This is a genomic window from Oscillatoria sp. FACHB-1406, from assembly GCF_014698145.1.
In the GTDB taxonomy this organism is placed as follows: domain Bacteria; phylum Cyanobacteriota; class Cyanobacteriia; order Cyanobacteriales; family Spirulinaceae; genus FACHB-1406.
On sequence record NZ_JACJSM010000009.1, the window covers coordinates 70,878 to 89,777 of the forward strand.

15 protein-coding genes are annotated in these 18,900 nt (G+C 47.2%); 6 read left to right on the forward strand and 9 right to left on the reverse strand.

All coding sequences use genetic code 11. The features are described 5' to 3' along the window. Positions 1-80: 80 nt before the first annotated feature. Both H6G50_RS11420 and H6G50_RS11425 read right to left on the reverse strand, forming a co-directional pair. Positions 81-1,154: an NAD-dependent epimerase/dehydratase family protein gene (locus tag H6G50_RS11420; RefSeq protein ID WP_190716270.1), complete on the reverse strand. Its 1,074-nt coding sequence runs from the start codon at positions 1,152-1,154 to the stop codon at positions 81-83. Between the two features lie 177 nt (positions 1,155-1,331). Further along, complete coding sequence (locus H6G50_RS11425; RefSeq protein ID WP_190716271.1) at positions 1,332-2,564, reverse strand: glycosyltransferase; 1,233 nt, start codon at positions 2,562-2,564, stop codon at positions 1,332-1,334. 158 nt (positions 2,565-2,722) lie between these two features. On the opposite strand from H6G50_RS11425, the gene H6G50_RS24545 reads away from it, so the two are divergent. Then, positions 2,723-3,994 carry a WD40 repeat domain-containing protein gene (locus H6G50_RS24545; protein ID WP_190716272.1) on the forward strand — a complete coding sequence of 424 codons (1,272 nt, stop codon included), beginning with the start codon at positions 2,723-2,725 and terminating at the stop codon, positions 3,992-3,994. A 32-nt stretch (positions 3,995-4,026) separates the two neighbouring features. Here the strand turns inward: H6G50_RS24545 and H6G50_RS11435 are convergent, their stop codons facing one another. The 4 genes from H6G50_RS11435 to H6G50_RS11450 form a co-directional block, all read right to left on the reverse strand. After that, on the reverse strand, positions 4,027-5,121 hold the full coding sequence (locus H6G50_RS11435; protein WP_190716273.1) for an acyltransferase: 1,095 nt from the start codon (positions 5,119-5,121) through the stop codon (positions 4,027-4,029). Positions 5,122-5,370: 249 nt separating this feature from the next. Continuing rightward, complete coding sequence (locus tag H6G50_RS11440) at positions 5,371-7,023, reverse strand: hypothetical protein (protein WP_190716274.1); 1,653 nt, start codon at positions 7,021-7,023, stop codon at positions 5,371-5,373. A gap of 9 nt (positions 7,024-7,032) precedes the next feature. Next, the gene (locus H6G50_RS11445) at positions 7,033-8,184 is read right to left on the reverse strand and encodes a glycosyltransferase family 4 protein (RefSeq protein ID WP_190716276.1); all 1,152 of its coding nucleotides are present in this window, start codon (positions 8,182-8,184) and stop codon (positions 7,033-7,035) included. A gap of 115 nt (positions 8,185-8,299) precedes the next feature. Next, positions 8,300-9,190: a glycosyltransferase family 2 protein gene (locus H6G50_RS11450; RefSeq protein WP_190716278.1), complete on the reverse strand. Its 891-nt coding sequence runs from the start codon at positions 9,188-9,190 to the stop codon at positions 8,300-8,302. A 102-nt stretch (positions 9,191-9,292) separates the two neighbouring features. On the opposite strand from H6G50_RS11450, the gene H6G50_RS11455 reads away from it, so the two are divergent. Both H6G50_RS11455 and galE read left to right on the forward strand, forming a co-directional pair. Continuing rightward, positions 9,293-10,234, forward strand: coding sequence for a hypothetical protein (locus tag H6G50_RS11455; protein WP_190716280.1), 942 nt, complete (start codon positions 9,293-9,295; stop codon positions 10,232-10,234). Positions 10,235-10,327: 93 nt separating this feature from the next. After that, on the forward strand, positions 10,328-11,320 hold the full coding sequence (gene galE / locus H6G50_RS11460; RefSeq protein WP_199302823.1) for a UDP-glucose 4-epimerase GalE: 993 nt from the start codon (positions 10,328-10,330) through the stop codon (positions 11,318-11,320). A gap of 198 nt (positions 11,321-11,518) precedes the next feature. On the opposite strand, the gene H6G50_RS11465 is transcribed toward galE, so the two are convergent. The 3 genes from H6G50_RS11465 to H6G50_RS11475 all read right to left on the reverse strand — a co-directional run bounded on the left by H6G50_RS11465 (position 11,519) and on the right by H6G50_RS11475 (position 15,663). Further along, on the reverse strand, positions 11,519-12,469 hold the full coding sequence (locus tag H6G50_RS11465) for a glycosyltransferase family 2 protein (protein WP_190716282.1): 951 nt from the start codon (positions 12,467-12,469) through the stop codon (positions 11,519-11,521). Between the two features lie 96 nt (positions 12,470-12,565). Continuing rightward, a complete protein-coding gene (locus H6G50_RS11470; protein ID WP_190716284.1) occupies positions 12,566-14,668 on the reverse strand; it encodes a YCF48-related protein in 2,103 nt (700 codons plus the stop codon). A 137-nt stretch (positions 14,669-14,805) separates the two neighbouring features. Further along, on the reverse strand, positions 14,806-15,663 hold the full coding sequence (locus H6G50_RS11475) for a sulfotransferase family protein (RefSeq protein WP_190716286.1): 858 nt from the start codon (positions 15,661-15,663) through the stop codon (positions 14,806-14,808). Positions 15,664-15,915: 252 nt separating this feature from the next. Here H6G50_RS11475 and H6G50_RS11480 point away from each other — a divergent pair, with 252 nt between their 5' ends. The 3 genes from H6G50_RS11480 (at position 15,916) to H6G50_RS11490 (ending at position 18,885) form a co-directional block, all read left to right on the forward strand. After that, positions 15,916-17,109, forward strand: a complete 1,194-nt coding sequence (locus tag H6G50_RS11480) for an RNA-guided endonuclease TnpB family protein (protein WP_190716288.1) — start codon at positions 15,916-15,918, stop codon at positions 17,107-17,109. Positions 17,110-17,196: 87 nt separating this feature from the next. After that, positions 17,197-17,541, forward strand: coding sequence for a 6-phosphogluconolactonase (locus H6G50_RS11485; protein WP_190716290.1), 345 nt, complete (start codon positions 17,197-17,199; stop codon positions 17,539-17,541). Between the two features lie 159 nt (positions 17,542-17,700). Further along, on the forward strand, positions 17,701-18,885 hold the full coding sequence (locus H6G50_RS11490; protein WP_190716292.1) for an aldo/keto reductase: 1,185 nt from the start codon (positions 17,701-17,703) through the stop codon (positions 18,883-18,885). Positions 18,886-18,900 lie beyond the last annotated feature (15 nt).

The window sequence follows — 18,900 nt, forward strand, 5'->3', positions numbered from 1 at the left end:
AACAGTGAATAGATATCCGCTAAAGAGTCTGTTTTAGAAACAATTCATCATTCCCCATTCATCAACTCATAACTCAGAATTTATCCTTCCTTTCCCCAACGTTCGTGGTTGTATTCATAAATCTCTTTCAAGATTTCCGGCACGTTGTACTTCATCTTCCAGTTAGGATAATGAGATTCAAAACGGCTGTTATCGCTAATCCACCAAATATGATCCCCAATTCGGTTCGTTTCCGAATAGGTATAAGTCATTTCCTTGCCGGTGATTTCTTCCGCCATTTTAATGGCTTCTAACATCGAGCAATTGCTAAAGCGTCCGCCGCCAGTATTGTAAACTTCTGCACTGCGAGGCGCTTTATAAAACTCGTTGAAGGCATTAATTAAATCCGCGCTGTGAATATTATCCCGAACTTGTTTGCCCTTATACCCAAAAACCGTATAAGGAACACCCGTCGCCGCGCACTTAACTAAATAAGCTAAAAAGCCGTGTAATTGCGTCCCCGAATGATTCGGCCCGGTCAAACAGCCGCCTCGGAAACAAGCCGTTTTCATATCAAAATAGCGACCGTATTCTTGCACTAAAACATCCGCTGCCACCTTCGATGCACCAAATAAACTGTGGGTGGTATGGTCGATGGACATATCTTCGCGAATGCCGCCGACGTAGGTATGATTGGGATCGATTTCCCAACGAGTATCCTTTTCAATTAAGGGCAGGCGGTTGGGCGTGTCGCCGTAAACTTTGTTAGTGGAGGTAAAAATAAAGGGCGCTTCCGGGCAGTTTTCGCGCGTTGCTTGCAGGAGGTTTAAAGTGCCGTTGGCGTTAACGCTAAAGTCCATGTGGGGATCGCGGGCTGCCCAGTCGTGGGAGGGTTGGGCGGCGGTGTGGACGATGAGGGAGATGTTGGATCCGTACTTTTTAAAGAGGTTGTCAATCGCCTCGCGATCGCGAATATCAACCTCGACATGAGTATAATTGCTCCCCAACTCCTCCTCGAGCCGCTTGCGATTCCACGTCGTCGAAGCATCCTCGCCAAAAAAGACGCGGCGCATATCGTTATCGATTCCGACCACTTCTAAGCCTTGTCCGGCAAAGAATTTAGACGCTTCAGAACCAATTAAGCCAGCCGAACCTGTAATAATTGCAACAGTCATGACAATTTTGGATTTTTGGATGTTAGATGTTCAGATGTTGGATTGAGTATGGGGGTACGGCATTTTAAGACTTCTGCCGAATAACCCTCTGATGTAACGTTATGGACCCATTGCTTTGACCGTACTCTGTTAAGTCATCAGCGAGCGGGAGTCAATAGGCAATTTGCTGTTGACTGCTTACCGGCTGCTATTTGCTGTTCTAACTTTGTCATATAGTTGAGCGAAAAACTCGCCTTTTGCATCCCAATCATAGACTTCGCGGACTCGTTTTTTTCCTCCTTCTCCTAATTGTTCCCGCAATGACGCATTTTTCGCCAAAAGAGTCATTGCTTCTGCTAAATCCCGCACAGCTTGCTCGGGATTGCGCGCGGGAACTTTAATTCCCGTTTCTTCGGTCACTTGAGTATCCGGCCCTCCCAATGCCAAGCAGATAATCGGACGACCCGCAGCCATCCCTTCTAAGCAAGTCCAGCCGCCCGAATCGTGCAAACTGGGATGAACGAGAACGTGAGATGCCCCTAATTTTTCTAAACTTTCTTCTCGAGGTCGTCTGCCCCAAAATTTAATCCGATCTTCGCACCCTAATTCTCGGGCAATAGTTTCTAAATGCTCGCGATCGGGGCCATCCCCTAACAACCAATATTCTGCATTAGGGAGGTTGGCTTTAGCGAAGGCGCGGACGGAAAGGTGATAGCCTTTCCAGTGTAAGAGGCGACCCAAACTGATAAATCGGATCGGTTCTTCTGAAGGCATTGTATACTGTCCCAAACGCGCGATCGCGTCCTTCGATAAACCCGCCTCGGAGTAAATTTGTACGTTTTTCGCCCCCATCGGTCGCACTCGTTTTGCCGTATCCTCGGTGGTTACGGGAGTAAACACACTCCGTCGCGCGGTGAGGCGCGTTAGGGGGTCGAGTTCGCCGATACGCTGGGCGACATCCCGCGCGAATTCGTAAAGTTTTCCTTTGGTGCTGAAGTCGCGCCAAAACGGTTTGGGGGCAGATTCGCCGCCGCCAATCGGCCCCCAGATGAAGGGAACGGGCAGCAAACCCACTAAACTGGGCGACCAAAACTTAACGTAGGTGACGTGGCGCGTTACGTCGAAGTGAAGTTTTCGGTGCAATTCTTTGGCTTTGCGGTAAGCGAGAATCTGCCACAAATAATAGTGAAGTTGCAGCCCTCCTTGGCGACCTTTAAAACTTTCTTTCCAACCGAAGGGTTCGACGTAGACGAAATGTAAGTTGGGAATGGGGTTGCGCTGCAATTCTTCTTCGATGGGCGGTCGGCAAAATTCGCGGGTGATGACCCAAACTTCGTTGAATCGCGCCGATTGTACGGCGACATTCCAACCGACTCCTTCTTCAGATCCTTGTCCGGGTTCGCAGGCAAAGCAAGAGAGTAAAATTTTCATAGATACAGTGTTCTCGATCGCTTCCCAACTCATGCAGGCGAATTGTTGCACAGGAAGTTAGGGTTAATGTTCCCAGGTTAACTCGCCTTTTTACCATTGCGGCATTTAACTGGCAAGATTCAGTGTTGTTTTAAGAAGGTTCAATTCAAAATTTGACCGTGCAAAAGCAATCTCCCTTTTCTCAAAATTCGCGATCGCGCCCAACGGCTAATACGGGATGTTTTGGCTGTTTGGCTTCTGTGGTTCGCATGACCCTCGCTTTCGTCGCTTTAAGCGCTTTAGGGCTGTGGGGATTCGATTTGTGGGTTCGCACGACTTTAAGCTCGAAGCCTCTCTCCGAGCATTTACGCGACCAACGGCGGGACATTGCTAGCCTGTTCGGTACGACGGTTGCGATTAATGAAAACGGTCAAAGGATAGATGAGAATGGGAAGGTCATTCCCATCCCCGAAGTCGCAAATGCTTGCTTGGGAACGGCTTCCAATCCCGCACCACCGCCCGAAGCTTGGAAAATTTTCGATTCCGCAGGGAATGGCGTTGCGGCGCGCGGTTTTGTCCTCGACAAGGGGAACGGTTACGGCATTCCTAGCTTGGCGCTTTCTGCCGACGGTAAAACCCTCGTTTCTGGGGGAAAACAGGCTCGGGTATGGGATTTGTCGGCGCGCAAGCTGCGTTACAATCTCTCGGGTTCGGTTAAGTTTGTCGATGCAGTGGCCTTGAGTCCCGACGGAAAAACGATCGCGATCGGCGATGAAGGCGGCGGAATTTGGCTACACGACTTGAATACGGGGAAACTCAAGCGAAAATTAAACCATCAAGCCCGCGTCGAACAACTACTTTTTACCGCCGACGGCAAGTTCTTGTTGAGTAGCGATATAGGGGGAACCGTTCGCCGTTGGAACCCGAACAGCGGACAGCAAGCTCATTTTAAGACGCGCTATCCGGCTCAGTTTATCGCCCTTCTGCCCGACAAACGCTCCCTCGCGATCGCCGCCCAAGCCAGCAATGCTGTCGAGATCGTAACTTCGAGCGGAGAAATGCAGGAACTCCTCATCCACGGCAACCAGGTTGACGCGATCGCGCTTTCGCCGTCGGGACGAATTTTAGCCTCGGGCAGCGGCAGCCCTCAAGGGATTCGACTTTGGGATTTGCAACGCAAACCCGTGCGAGAACCGATTAAAACCCTGAAAGGACATAACGGACAGCCTTTCGCGATCGCGTTTAGTCCCGACGGCAAAACGTTATTTGCAACTGGGGATGGTTCGGGAGGGCGTAACTATGCGGTCACAGTTTGGAATGCTTGCAGCGGCGAACTCGTGCATCGTTTTGGCGAACAAGTTCGAGGTTCTGCGCTGGCGGTGAGTCGCGATGGCAAAACTTTGGTTGCGGGCGATCGCAAAGGCAATCTTCAACTGTGGAATTTGCTGTAGAAATCGAAACAACTGGCTTGTTTTCCACACTTTCAGACCAATTGCTTGAAAAATTTAACTCGTTTCAACGCTAATGTTAAAATAAGCGACCCCAGGAATAAACTCCAAAATCTGAGAAAGCTCATCATAGCAATATCGCTGCTTAAATCGTAGTCAAATTTAACCACAATTTGATGTAAAGCTATCCCGATAAAGTTCGGTAAAAATTTGTGGATGCAGTAAATTCCTAGCGAACAAAAGGAGAGGAGTACGACGAATGCGTTCGGTTTGGGATTATAGCGGATAAAGAGGTAAGTTATTAAAGAAGAGGATAAGACACAAGAAACTCGCGCATATTGAGGAAGGCGATCGTATAAAAAGACTTGCGGAGCGTCAGATAAGTTAAAAAATCTCCCTTCAAGGACGATCGAGAAAATAATCACTCCTAAAATGACAGCGATTGCGAGCGTCTCGTTTTGCCAGCGATAGTTTTGGTCGTTTTTAGTATCCTTATTTTTTTGCCAAATGAGGTAGGCGCTAAAAATATAAGGTAGGAAATTGAGAGGATTGTTGTGCGCAACCCAAGGATAACTTTTAAGAGTAACACCGATTGTTGATTGGACAATTAATAACAAACAAGTCAAAAAGAATAAGCTGTATTCTACCCCTATCCAGATTCGCTCGCTGGGTTGCCAATACGATTTAACTCTCATTTTTAAATCGGCTAAAAAAGAAAGGAAAATGAGAGAAAATAGAAAGTAAAATAGAGTATCGCCTCCTGTCATAATAACCCACATCAAATATAACGGCTCGGTTAGCATCCGGCTCGATTCTATTTCTCCTAAATAAATTTTTCCGAGAACGGCGATGGGAACCCAAAACGCATAGATCGAAAGCAACTTATAAAATCGCTTCTGATAAAAATAGTTGGGTTTTTCTCGTTGTTTTTCGTAAAACAAGTATAGAGATATTTGAAAAAAAATAGGGACAGCTAGCAAACTAATATTTTGATAAAAAAAATCTATGATTTGTCCCAGAAAAATATTGTTAAATTCAAAAATCCTTAAAGCGTCGGTATGACGGATGACCACCAGAAGACAGCAAATTGCACGCAAATACTCAAAACCACCAATAGACTGATTTTTCATACTCTACCCCTGGAATTAATTCATTAGTAACTTGCTCCTAAGCGCGGCTGGTGCTGAAATTACAGCAACTGCCGGAAGGGCGAACAAAAAGTGTCGTTCTGCGCCATAAAGGAAAGATACTGTCCCTTTATAACAGAATTTTTAGAAATGAAAATAGATTGAAGACTCCGCGTTACCCGCTAAGCCCCAACAGCCGCACAAGCAAAGAGGGCGACAAAAAAGGTAAAGAAATACTTAATTTTAATCAGTTTAGCGATCGCGTTTACACTTCTTAACGGTTGCTAAAGGCGATCCCTGCCGCATTACTTCATAAACAACCGGACAATTGGGATAGACATTTTGTAAATTCATATAGTGCATGGCGAGGTAATAGTTCGGTGGTTCTCCTTTTTTTCCGTAATCCAAATCTTTGTCGATATCCAAAAATTTAAGATGAGGAACGGCGTAAATTTGAGGAAGAATTTGTTCGCCGCCAATTGCAACTTGTGAATTGGGTTCTGCATTGCGATTAATCCATTCCATTCCTTCGCGCAAAGCCAGCCCCCAATAATCTCGATCGTATTGTCCGTAAGTTTTGCTTAAGCCCCCCGCAAGGCGATTGAAGTAAACGTATTCGTAGGGATGTAACGTTACCATATCAACCGCGATCGGGCTTAACAAAACGAGGGTTAACGCTAGGAAAAACCAACGCACCGCTTTGCGTGCGAGGCTTTGATAGAACCAAAGGGCTGCTGTTACTGCGATCGCCGCTACTCCCGGCAGCACAAATAAAAACTGCCGTTCGGCATTGTACAGCGGAGACTTACCAATAATCGCGATCGCAGGTAAGGTAAAGATTTGCAGAAGCGTTAAAATCGTACAAGCTTTCTGCAAATAATCGAGTTTTCTGTACTTCCAAATTAAACTGATTAAGCCCCCAATGAAAGCAATTTGAAAGATGACAGGAATTGTTAGATGCAGCCATTGAGGGAGGTAATATCGAGGTATTCCTGTCGCCGTAACTAACTGACCTGCAAATAGATTTTTTCCCGGCCAAGTATGCTTCGATAAATAGTGTAATGTTGCGAAAAACCAAGCAATGGGATTCGACCATGAAGAGGGGTAAAATAGGATTGTGAAGGCAGCCCAACTCAATCCCATTAATAGATAAAAGGGATAAAACCGAAAAACCTTAGCATAAAGATTTCGGCTTCCCAAACCGACTAAAAGATGAGCTAAAGCAACGAAAAAGAGCAGGAAAAACCCTCCGATGCGAATTCCCGTTACGGCAGCAACCAGAATGCCATACAGAAAAGAATATAGCGTCAGACGATTTTTTCCCAGCTTTAAGCGTTCTGGAGGGGCTTGAAGATAAGCTTGAATTAAATAAGCGCCTAATACTGTAGCGAGGGTAAAAAGAGCGGCAAAAGGGATATCCTTGGGGTTAAAGAAACTGTGGCCCCAAAAGCGAGGAAAGAGAACTAACGCGATCGCGCCCGTCCAAGCATACTCCCACCCTGCTAAAATACCCACGATCGCGCCAACCGCCCCGTAAGCAAAGAGGGCGACAAAAAAGGTAAAGGGATGCTTAACTTTAATTCGTTCGGCGATCGCGTCGATAATTGCGCGATCGCCCTCCTCTAAGTTTTCGTTTTTGAGGGGGTTGTAATTAACCCCTTGGCGAAATACCTCTCGGACTTGATAAGCAACTTCTGCCGAAAAGTTGAATAGAACGCCGTAATATCTCAAATCCTTGGGAATTTCTCGACCTTTCGCGATCAATTCATAGTTATACTTAACCGTAGAAATTTCCGTGCCTTCATCCCAAGAAACCCCATAATGACCGACGGTAGAAAAGCCGAGAATCGCGATCGCGCCCAGCACCGCAATAAGCTTCAAATAAGCCCCCTTCAGCCCGAACATCAGTTCGCCTCACTTTTTTGCTAATGTTGCTTCCGTTACCTCAACAAAATCGCGGGCTGCCGTTGTGGGCGTAGTGCGCGCGATTAATTCTCGCGATCGCGCCCCCATCCTTTCAATTAAACTCGGATCGTCGAGAAAATGGCTCATTTGCTCGGCTAATTGCTTGGGGTTGTGAGGGTCAAAAATATAACCATTTCCCCCCTCTTCCACTAACTCCAACGCCGCCGCCCCATTCGAGCAAAGCACCGGCTTTCCAAACACCATCGCCTCCGGCAAAACCATTCCCCAAACATCCTCATAAGTTGGGAAAACAAACACATCTGCTTGCTGGAAATACGGCCCCAAATTGCCATATTCAACCCATCCCGCCCAAGTCACCTGGGACTCAAAACCTTTTTCCCGAATCAACGCTTCTAGTTCTTCTCGCTGATCCCCCGTACCGACAATCAAAAGATTAAAATCTTCATAACCGCGTTCTTTTAAAATCGCGCAAGCTTCAATCAACGGCTTAATTCCCTTGCGCTGGGTGATGCGCCCCACATACAAAAAAGTCGGGCGTTTTAAATTCAAATCGACCTTAGCACTGCTTTCCAAACCTCGCTGTAGCGCTTGTGCGTCCGGAACCAAATAAACGTGCAAAGAAATTTTGGATTCCGGAACCTCCAAACACTCCATTAAATACTTCTTACCCGCCTGACTATTGGCAACAAACGTATCGCAAAACTTCGCCAACCACTTACGAACCGTCGTGCGAAACTTTGAATCCCGAAAATCTGTATTCGGCGAACTGCCATCGTAAATCAAGATAATTTTCCAGCGAAAAATTGGCTTGAGTAGCACGCAAAAAACCGTCCACAGCGAAAACGCTTGGGGTAATACAACCTGGGGTTTAAACTGTCGCAGGCGACCGACAATCGCCGGAGAAACAGCAATGAAGCCCCGCGTGTAACCTGCCTCTACCTGTTGAGTTTCCAAAAATGATGTTTCTCCCACCAGTTCGATAACCGAACATCCCGGTAGATTGGGGTCGAATCCCGGCCAGACTTGACCGGTATAAAAAACCGTGTTGGGATAGGTTTTAATAAATTCTTTCAACACGGGCTGCCAGTAAGCACCGAGTTCGACCGAAGGAATAAGCCAAGCAATACGAGTCTCTTTCATGGATTTTAGAACGCTTCTGTATTCAGCTAAAACGCGATGAAATTTCTCAATCGAAATTCTCCCCCTCTCCCCCCTCCCGGTCAGCACCGAGACCTGATTTAATTGATGTAAATGGTTAGGCTTTCTTCGGGTTGCGGAAAAGCATCGTCGGGAGCAACCGACGGTAGGGAAGCAGCCAAAAGATCGGCCACAATAACCCGCCGTGTCGCTTCATGATAATTTTCCATTCGTCAAAGGATTGTAGCGTGACATCTTGGAGGGCTAAACCTTTGGGTTGCCCCATTTTCTTAAGACCTTCCTCGAGTTTGGGAACGCTTCCCGGTTCGGGGGTCGGGTTTCTCGGACAAGTTCCCTGATATCCCGGGGCAATCCACACCGTACAGCCTTCTTGTTTGGCTCGCAAACCGTAGTCCCAATCGCCCGCATAATGGGTTAATTGGGGGTCGAGATTGCCAACCCGCTGCACCACCGATCGCGGAATCAGCACGATATTACCGCACATCGCGTCGCATTTTTGCGGCGTATCGGTCGGTTCGATGGAACGGACTTTAAATGGGGGAAACAGCGGACCGTGCTGTTTAATCCCGCCGTAGGTAAACTCTTGCGTGTCTGGGTCTTGCGTGGAACCGGCGACAATGGCTTTATCTTCGCCTTTTGCGGCCAACTGCGCCGAAGTTTCTAGTAGCGCGGCTAGGGCGTTGGGATAGAGCATGGTATCGTCATTGAGCCAGACATAGTAGTCGTAGTCGCCTTTAAGCGCTTCCTCGAAGGCGTAGCGCATTCCCCCATTCCAAAACAGACTCCCCGTTCCGGAAAAAATTTTAACTTGGGGATAAGTTTGGCGAATCGCATCGGCGGTTCCATCGGTACTGCCATCGTCTACCAGATAAACGTCTAAGCTTACCTCGGAGGTAAAGTCTTGGTTAAATAACCGCTGCAAACAGTCTAGAGTTTTGCTTTTGCGGTTATAACAGGTTAAGAGGACAGCTAAGCGAGCGCAATTCATCGACTTCAGGGTATATAGAATAGGAACGACTGCGGGCAAACTAAAATCAGAAGTGTTTCTCTGTCCTTAAGAGTACCCGTTTAGAAATAGGAATACACGATCGTGGAAGATTTTGGCATTATCGTTATCTGTTGCGACCAAGACTATCTCTTCGCCAAGGGCGTTTGTGCCAGTATTCGGTACTTCCTGGGCGATGTTCCCATTGCTTTGTTAGTCGATGGGAATTTTTCAGTAGCCGATATGCAGCAAGCTTACGACGTTAAGGTTATCAGTCGCGAAACGATGACCTCTGAGGTTCTCAAGCAGCGCAGTTTTGGCTGGGGGACGACGCGGATGATTGCGTTTTGGGAAAGTCCGTTTAAGCGTTTTCTCATCATCGATTCCGATGTTGTCGTTTGGGGCGATGTTCTTAAGTATGCCAACTTCAATGACTACGATTTGATTATCGACCAGCCCTGCTATCCTTATACTCCGGAGATGGTACAGGAATACTTTTTCGATTTACCCATCTTCGAGAAAGATTATGCCGGTTTTGAGTGGCGCGATCGCACTTTCGTTTGTCCGGCGGTTTTATTCGGCACGCGAGATATTTTCCCTCTCGAAGAGTATATTGGCATCCTCGACTATCTCCAACAAAAACCGGGCGTGTTCAAGTACGGCGATATGGGATTCATTAACTATATGATGTTCAAAGGAGCCGAAGAAGGGAAATTGCGCCTCGGACAGGAAGATATTCAGTATATCGTCGCCGATTTCCCTCGCGAAGATTTCGAGAAACGCTACCCGATGGGTCCCGACGGCCCGATTGTCAAGGATAATGAAGGCGTGGTCATCCACTGGGCAGGACCTAAACCTACGTTATCCACAAAAACGACCTACTCCGAACCCATGAACTTCTTCCGACGCAAGGCGTTAAAAGATTATAATGGCACCACGGGAATCGCTGCCGAAGCGATTTTGCAAGCTGAAGATTTTCAACGCAATTTCTTCGTTTATAACAAGAAAATTCGCAAGAAAATCGGAAAGTTGGTCGGCGCGAAGTAACGCTCGATCGGGATGAGGGACGACGAATGAGAGAAGGAATCCCTCATCCTGAATTACGAATTACGAATTACGAATTACAAATTACAAATTACTATGGTTCAACCTACAATTTTAGTGACGGGCGGTGCGGGTTATATCGGTTCTCATGCCGTTCTCGCTTTACAAAATGCCGGTTATAACGTCGTCATCCTCGATAATTTGGTTTACGGGCATCGAGATATTGCTGAAACAGCGTTAAAAGCTGAGTTAATTGAAGGAGATACAAACGATCGCGCCCTGCTCGATAAACTCTTTTCTAGCCGCAAGATCGATGCGGTGATGCACTTCGCCGCCTATGCTTATGTGGGCGAATCGGTGGAAGCGCCGGATAAGTATTACCGAAACAATGTCGTCGGGACGCTGACGCTGATTGAAGCGATGCAAGCTGCCGGGATTAATAAGTTTGTATTCTCCTCGACCTGCGCGACGTATGGCGTACCGGAAACCGTTCCGATTCCTGAAGATCATCCTCAAAATCCGATCAATCCTTACGGGATGTCGAAGTTAATGGTGGAAAAAATTCTAGGCGATTTCGATCGCGCCTACAATTTCAGATCGACGATCTTCCGTTACTTTAACGCCGCTGGAGCCGATCCTTCGGGGCTTTTGGGCGAAGATCACGACCCAGAAACGCATTTAATTCCCCTCACGTTATATGCTGCATTAGGAAAACGGAAATCGATTACCATCTTTGGCACCGATTACCCCACGCCGGACGGGACTTGCATTCGCGATTATATCCACGTTTCCGACCTTGCTTCCGCCCATGTTCTCGGTTTGGAATACCTATTTAAGGGTGGTGAAACGACGGTATTTAACCTCGGGAACGGCAATGGATTTTCGGTGAAGGAAACGATCGAAACGGCGCGAGAGGTAACGGGTAAAGAGATTGTCGCCGAAGAACGCGATCGCCGTCCGGGAGATCCGCCAATGTTGGTGGGAAGCGGGGAGAAAGCGCGATCGATTTTGGGCTGGAATCCGCAATATACCGAACTGCGAGATATTATCGCCCATGCTTGGCAATGGCATCTGAAACGTAATGGATAATGGATAATGAATAATGAATAATGAATAATGGATAATGGATAATGAATAATGGATAATGAATAATGGATAATGAATGAATGGCACTAACTTTAGGGTGAATTGATAATTGGGGGTTCATTGACCGCGAATTACGAATTACGAATTACGAATTACGAATTACGAATTACGAATTACGAATTACGAATTACGAATTACGAATTACCGTTCAAATCCTACTACTTCAGCGAGGGTATAAAGCGGCCTACCTTTAACTTCTTCATAAATTCTGCCGATATATTCGCCCAAAATACCGATACAAATGAGTTGAACCGAACCGAGAAAAAAGATTGAGACGATAATCGCGGCCATTCCCGTTAAAGGCGAGTTAGGTTGGTAAAAACGCCAATACAGAACTAGAAACGCCATAATAAGGGCTAAAAACGCGGAAAAAAGCCCTAAATAAGTTGCAAGTCGCAGGGGTACTTTAGAAAAGGAAACGAGGCTGTTAATCGCGAGGGCGAAGGATTTGCGGAAGGTATATTTAACTTCTCCAGCAAAGCGCGGTTCTCGCTCGTATTGAATGGCGGTTTGGGGGAAACCCACCCAAGCGCGCAATCCTCGGATATAGCGATCGCGTTCTGGCATACGATTTAAAAGCTCGACGACTTTCCGATCCATCAAACAAAAATCCCCCGTATCGGCGGGAATATCGACATCGGCGAGGTAGCGCAACAGGCGATAGAAGGTGTAAGCAGTAAAACGCTTAAACCATCCTTCCTTGCGGCGTTTCGTGCGACGGGCGTAGACGACGTAATAACCTTGTCGCCACTGTTCGAGTAGTTGAGGAATAAGTTCTGGCGGATCTTGTAAGTCGGCATCGAGGACGATAATTGCTGTGCCTCGCGAGTAATTCAATCCAGCCGTCACTGCCGTTTGATGCCCGAAGTTGCGCGCAAAACTTAGATAGCAAACCCGCGCATCTTGTTGGTGCAATTCTCGCATCATTTCCAGGGAGCGATCGCTGCTGCCGTCGTTAATTAAAATTAGTTCGACAGTTCCGTCTAAGCTATCCATAACGGCGCTCAAACGTCGATACAATTCGGGGATCGTTTTCTCTTCGTTGTAGATGGGAACAATCAAAGAGTAATTCAGAGATTCGTTTGCGTTCATATCTCGAGTTTGAGAATCTCCCGCTAATGGGGTTGCGTAACGGGAGAGAGAGAGTTAACAATTTATCAACAATTTAAGAGAGCGAAAAACATCCCCTTATTGGAGTTGAGATTTTTTGGGTTTTAGTTCTCCGAGGAGTAAGTACCCTCCAACTCCGAGGGCAAGCGCTATTAATAATCCGAGAATCTTCTTTTTGTAAATCATGCCGATCAGTTGCAGGCGCGTCATCAAATCGTAGCGATTATTATCGACTTTAGGAACGGCAATTATATCCCAAGTTGCGCCGCTATCGGTGGATTTGAAAACTTTAGTCGTAGTAGCGCCAAATCCATAAAGGGTGCGATCGCGCGCGTAATCGGGGGAGAATTTAATCGGGACGGGGGCAGATGGCGGACCGACCATTTTCGCTAAGGCAAGGCTGTCGTTGCCGATTTTGCGGAAGGTTGCGCCGCCATCGCTGCTTTGAAATAATCCTTTGCCTCTGACGCTGGCAATCAAGGTGCGATCCGCTTCGCGGATCCCTTCGGGCGCGCGCGCGTAATCGGGGGAGAGGGCAACGCCTTGCACATAGCCCTCAATTCCGGGCAATTTCTTCCAGCCAGCACCGGCATCTGACGTTGTAAAAATGCCCCCATTGCTGCCAACGAAGAGGGTGCGATCGCGCTTATAGTTGGGAGAGATAGCGATTTGCAGGTTGCTGCGTTTCTGGAGTTCTGTCCCCCGAGCCGCTGGCTGCCAAGTTTTGCCGCCATCGGTTGATTTAGAGATGCCGTTGGTACTGTTGTAAATATACAGGGTTTTATCGGCAGCAAAGTCTGGCGAAATCGCGAGCGAGGGCGGATCGTTACCCTTCACTTTCTCCACTTTGGCGATGGTTTTAAAACTATTACCGCCATCTTCCGATTTCATCACATTTCCCCCTTGATTGGTGACGAAGATGGTTTTGTCGGCGGCGAAGTTGGGCGAAACAGCGATGGTTACACCGCGAACGCTTTTCGGGAGTTTGACGAGTTGCCAAGATTTGCCATCGTTAGTGGATTTTAAGAAATAAGTCCAGAGAACGCTGGCAAAAAGGGTTTTATCTTTGGCGTAATTGGGAGAGAAGGCAATATCAAAAAAACGCCTCGGATCTTGATGGGGTTTTTTGAAGTTGTTGGTAAAGCGCGGCACTTCTAGACCAGTGGTAATGTTACTCCAGGTTGTGCCTTTATCGCGACTGATGTAAAGATTGCCTACATAGTTCGCGATCGCGACGGTAGAATCATTTTGATAGTTGGGCGAAACGGCAAGTCCGATAATCGTACCGCGCGACAGGGTTTCTAGTTCTTTCCAAGCGCGCCCGCCGTCAGTGGAGGCAAACATCCCGTCAAATCCGCCTAGATACAGGGTTTTATCGGTGCTGAAGGCGGGGGAAATCGCAAGATCGTAGAAGTGGGGAGCGCTAAATTTGGGAACGTCGGCTTGATCGTCTTTGGTAATCCCTTGTTTGTATTCTGTCCAAGTTTTACCACTGTCGTTGGATTGATAAACTGCTTCGTTCCAGGTGGCAGTGAATAAGGTCGTATCTTTAGCGTAGTCGGGAGAGACGACGATCGCTTCAATCGCACCGCTAGCAATGCGCCCTCCGGGGGTGAAGGTTGCGCCGCGATCTCGGGTTTGCCAGATATCTTTTTTTTCCGTTCCTGCCCAAAAAGTACCATCTTTGGCAAAATTGGGCGAGGGCGCGATCGCGGAAATTTTACCGCTTCCAGCGATCGCGGTTGCTTTTTTCCAGGTTTTGCCGCCATCTTCAGAGAGGGATAACGCCCCTTGAAGGGTTCCGATCGCAACGCGGTTGGGACTGTCGGGAAAATAAGCGATCGCAGAGATTTTTTGGGTTTTATCGAGGGCGGTTTCCCAGGTTTTGCCGCCGTTTTCGGTGCGGTAGAGTCCGCCTTCGCTGCTGGCGGCGAGGGCGCGATCGGCGCTGTCGGGGGCTACTGCGAGAACTTCGATCTTTAAGGTTGGCAGCCCTGGGTTCGCTTTCGCCCAAGATTCGCCGCGATCGCTCGATTTAAATAAATTTCCCCGCACAAAACTATAGACTGTATTATCTTGCGCGTAACTCGGAGAAAGGAGGACTTGCTCGATTACATCGTGGGGACGATGGGCATACGCTGCTTTTACGTCAAAGAAAAAGCACAATAAAAAGATTGACAATAGAGCAAGGACCCCAGATAATCTTTTGGATTTCCAGAGTTTTATTAACATTTTGATTAAACTTTTAGAAGTGGTGGTAAATAATTCGCCATTCTAGTCCTCGATCGCCGAATCTGTCTCCTTTTTGTAAAGAAAAATTAAGGCGATGGAAGGGTTTGGCAATACTGAGATAACGTTTCCGCGCAGCGATCGAAAGCTTGCTGACCTCGTTCCACAACTTCCGGCGAGACGTTGCAGTTAATTTGGCGACGTTCCCGCACAATTTTTCCGGCTTTAATATTCCCTTTAGAGTCGCCAACTCCTTTGGTTCCTGTTGTATTCAACACTTCGTATTCTTCCGAAAATCCTTGGCGAGTTCCGAGCAGATTTTGGAGGGCGGCAAAAACTTCGGAAGTGCGATCGAGCGATTGTTCGTAGGTAATAAACAAACTTCGGCGCTTATCGTCGATTAATTTTGCATAACTTTCGAGGACGGGCAAACGCTCCGTATAATACTCAATTGCTTCTTTTTCCGTCCAGTGCGATTTAAGGTCGAGGAGGCTCGGTAGCGTCCTTTGGGGTTCTCTTAATAAGAAGATTGCATAAACGTTCGGTGAGGTTAAAAAACTGGGATTGGCGAACTTACTATTATGCAAAACTTTATCGAGAACGTAACGGTGAGACATTCCCAATCCCGTCAGATTTGCGCCTTTCAGATTGTAGATATTTCGCTCGTAAACCTTCGCGATTAAAGTTTTAAAATCTCCTTCTTTTTCATATTGAAGGTGAGTTTCTCCGTAGCCGATTATCTCCGGATTAGAAATGAGAAGATGGGAAAGCAACGAGGAACCAGAGCGCATATGACTTAGAATTAAAAGAATGCGGTAGGGTCGATCGCGCCATAAAATGCTGTAAGGCTCGTCGTCGCCTTGGATTCTAAAGTTACAATACTGGCGCAGTACATCGTGCTTGAGTTGGCGAAGCTTATTGAAAAAGGTAGAAGATGGATTTGGCATTTTGAGTCAGGAGCAAAGAATTAAATTAAAATTGGCAAGCGATCGCTTTGTCACAGCGTTACCAAGAAACTGGGTCTAAAGCCTCGCCCTTCTAGGGCGACTTTTCTTGTTTTATAGCAATCCCAAATTGTTTAAAATATTTTTCGGAAGATATAGCATTGCTGCGTATGGCTTTCAGCGCTCGTACTTATCACAACCTATTTGGGATTGCTATATATCGATAATTCGCTATAAACAGGATACAATAAACACATGATTGTACTAGAGTTTAAGTTAAAAGGTAAGTCTCAGCAGTATCGGATCGTTGACGAAATGATCCGCACCGCTCAGTTTATCCGAAACAAAGCTCTAAGGTACTGGATGGACAATCAGAACGTTAAGCTGTCCGACCTCTACAAACAATGTGCTGTCTTAGCAAAAGAGTTTGAGTGGGCAGGAAAACTTAACTCAATGGCGCGTCAAGCTTCGGCGGAACGTGCCATTTTTGCTATCCAACGGTTCTTTGCTAATTGCAAAGCCAATAAACCTGGAAAGAAGGGCTATCCACGATTTAAAAAGGGGACTCGTTCTGTCGAGTACAAGACATCAGGCTGGAAGCTTTCTCCTGATAAAAGAAGTCTAACTTTCACTGATGGCTTTGCCGCAGGAACCTTTAAGTTAGTTGGTTCTCGTGACTTGCATTTCTATGCGCCTGACGAAATTAAGCGGGTGCGGGTAATTGGTCGTGCTGATGGGTACTACGCTCAGTTCTGCATCAGTGTAGAACGTACAGAAGAAGTTATCCCAACAGGCAAGGCTATCGGTATAGATGTCGGGTTGAACCACTTCTTAACCGATAGCACCGGAGCAACCGTATCTAATCCTCGTCACCTGCGTAAAAGTGAAAAGGGATTAAAGCGGGCGCAGAAACGGGTTTCCAGCAAGAAGAAAGGGTCAGCCAACCAGAAAAAGGCTATCAACCGACTGGGAAGAAAACACCTCAAGGTCAGTAGGCAGCGTAAAGATTTCGCCATAAAGACGGCGTTGTGCGTAGTGAAATCTAGCGATTTCGTAGCCTACGAAGACCTTCAGGTGCGAAACATGGTGAAGAACCATAAGCTTGCTAAAAGTATCAGTGATGCAGCGTGGTCGCAGTTTGCTCGATGGTTGCAGTATTTAGGTAAAGTGTACGGGAAAACAGTTGTTGCTGTTGCTCCCCAATACACCAGTCAAGACTGTTCAACTTGTGGCAATACGGTTAAGAAGTCGCTATCAGTCAGGACTCACATTTGTGGTTGTGGAACAGTGTTAGACCGCGACCACAACGCAGCGCTGAATATCTTAGCTAAGGTTTTGAGGCAGGCGGGAATCAATTTAAATACCCTAGGGCATAGGGAAATTAACGCTTGGGGACAGAGCGACCTCTACTCATTGGTGGTGACATCAATGAGCAAGTTGACTGGTTGAGCCAAGAATCCCCGTGCGTTCACGCCGGGGAGTGTCAAAGTAAAGGAGTTAGGTTGTCAGTGGGAAGTTCGAGGGAAATAGTGGGGCGTGGTGGAACCGAATATCTTTCGAGTTGATGCTCTAGAAGTGCGCATCTATAGTAATTCGCAGGTGCTTGCAGTTGCCGCCGCGCAGATAGCGAAAATTGAATTGCAAGCTTGTATCGCACAGCACGGGCGGGCGCGCGTCGTTTTCGCGACAGGAAATTCTCAAAAAGAATTTCTCGAGTTTTTAACAGCAGCAGATGGAATCGATTGGTCGCGTGTAATTTGCTTTCATCTTGACGAATATCTTGGCATCGATCCGGAGCATTCGGCAAGTTTCCAGAATGAATTGCGCGATCGCGTCGAAAAGCGCATCCATCCCCAAAAATTCCACATTCGTAGTTCGTAATTCGTAATTCGTAATTCGTAGTTCGTAATTCGTAGTTCGTAGTTCGTAATTCGTAATTCGTAGTTCGTAGTTCGTAATTCGTAATTCGTAATTCGTAATTCGTAATTCACCATTTCCCATTCATTATTCATTATTCACCATTCATTATTCATTATTAAAATGCTTTATCGTCGCTTCGGACGCACAGAACTGCAAATGCCCGTTTTTTCCTGCGGGGGAATGCGCTATCAGTATAAATGGCAAGATGTTTCTCCTTCGGAGGTTCCCCCTCAAAGCCAAGATAACCTCGAAGCGACAATTCGCCGCGCCCTCGAAGTCGGAATTACTCACATTGAAACGGCGCGAGGTTATGGAACTTCCGAGATGCAGTTGGGGCGAATTTTGCCGCAGTTCCCGAGGGAAAAATTAATCGTTCAAACCAAAGTTTCATCTCTGAGCGATCCGCGTGAATTTCGCCGCAAGTTCGAGCAATCTTTGAAGTTTTTGCAATTAGAATACGTCGATTTGTTGGGGTTACACGGGATTAATACTGAGGAATTGTTGCGCGATAGTTTGCGTCTGGGAGGGTGTTGGGAGGTTGCCAAACAGTTGCAGCGAGAAGGACGAGTGCGGTTTATCGGTTTCTCGACGCACGGCGCGACGGATACGATTGTGAAAACGATTGAGAGCGATCGCTTCGATTACGTTAACCTGCACTGGTACTATATTAATCAAAATAATTGGCCCGCGATCGCAGCAGCAACGCGCCACGATATGGGCGTATTTATCATCAGTCCGGCGGATAAGGGCGGCAAACTTTACGCACCGCCGCAGAAGTTGGTTGAGTTGTGCCAACCCTTGAGTCCGATGGCGTTTAACGATTTGTTTTGCCTGTCGCATCCGCAAGTACATACGCTCTCGGTGGGTGCAGCGCGTCCTTCCGACTTCGACGAACACTTAAAGGTACTCCCTTTATTGGAGGAAGCGGAGACGGTGTTAGCGCCGATTTTGGAGCGATTGGAGGAGGCTGCGATCGCGGCATTGGGGGCAGAATGGTATTACACTTGGCACAAAGGTTTACCCACTTACGATCGCACACCCGGACAGGTTAATATTCCGATTATCCTCTGGTTGCGGAACCTCGCGATCGCTTACGATATGGTAGATTACGGCACGATGCGCTATAACCTACTCGGCAGCGGCGGGCATTGGTTCCCCGGTAACAAAGCCAATAAGTTGCCCTCTGCGCGCGAGTTGCAGCGCTGTCTGGCAAGCAGTCCCCACGCCGATAAAGTTCCCGCCCTCCTGGCGGAAGCCGATCGATTGTTGGGCGGTAAGGAGGTTAAACGATTGTCTGAAAGTTAGGGGCGCGGTGCGAAT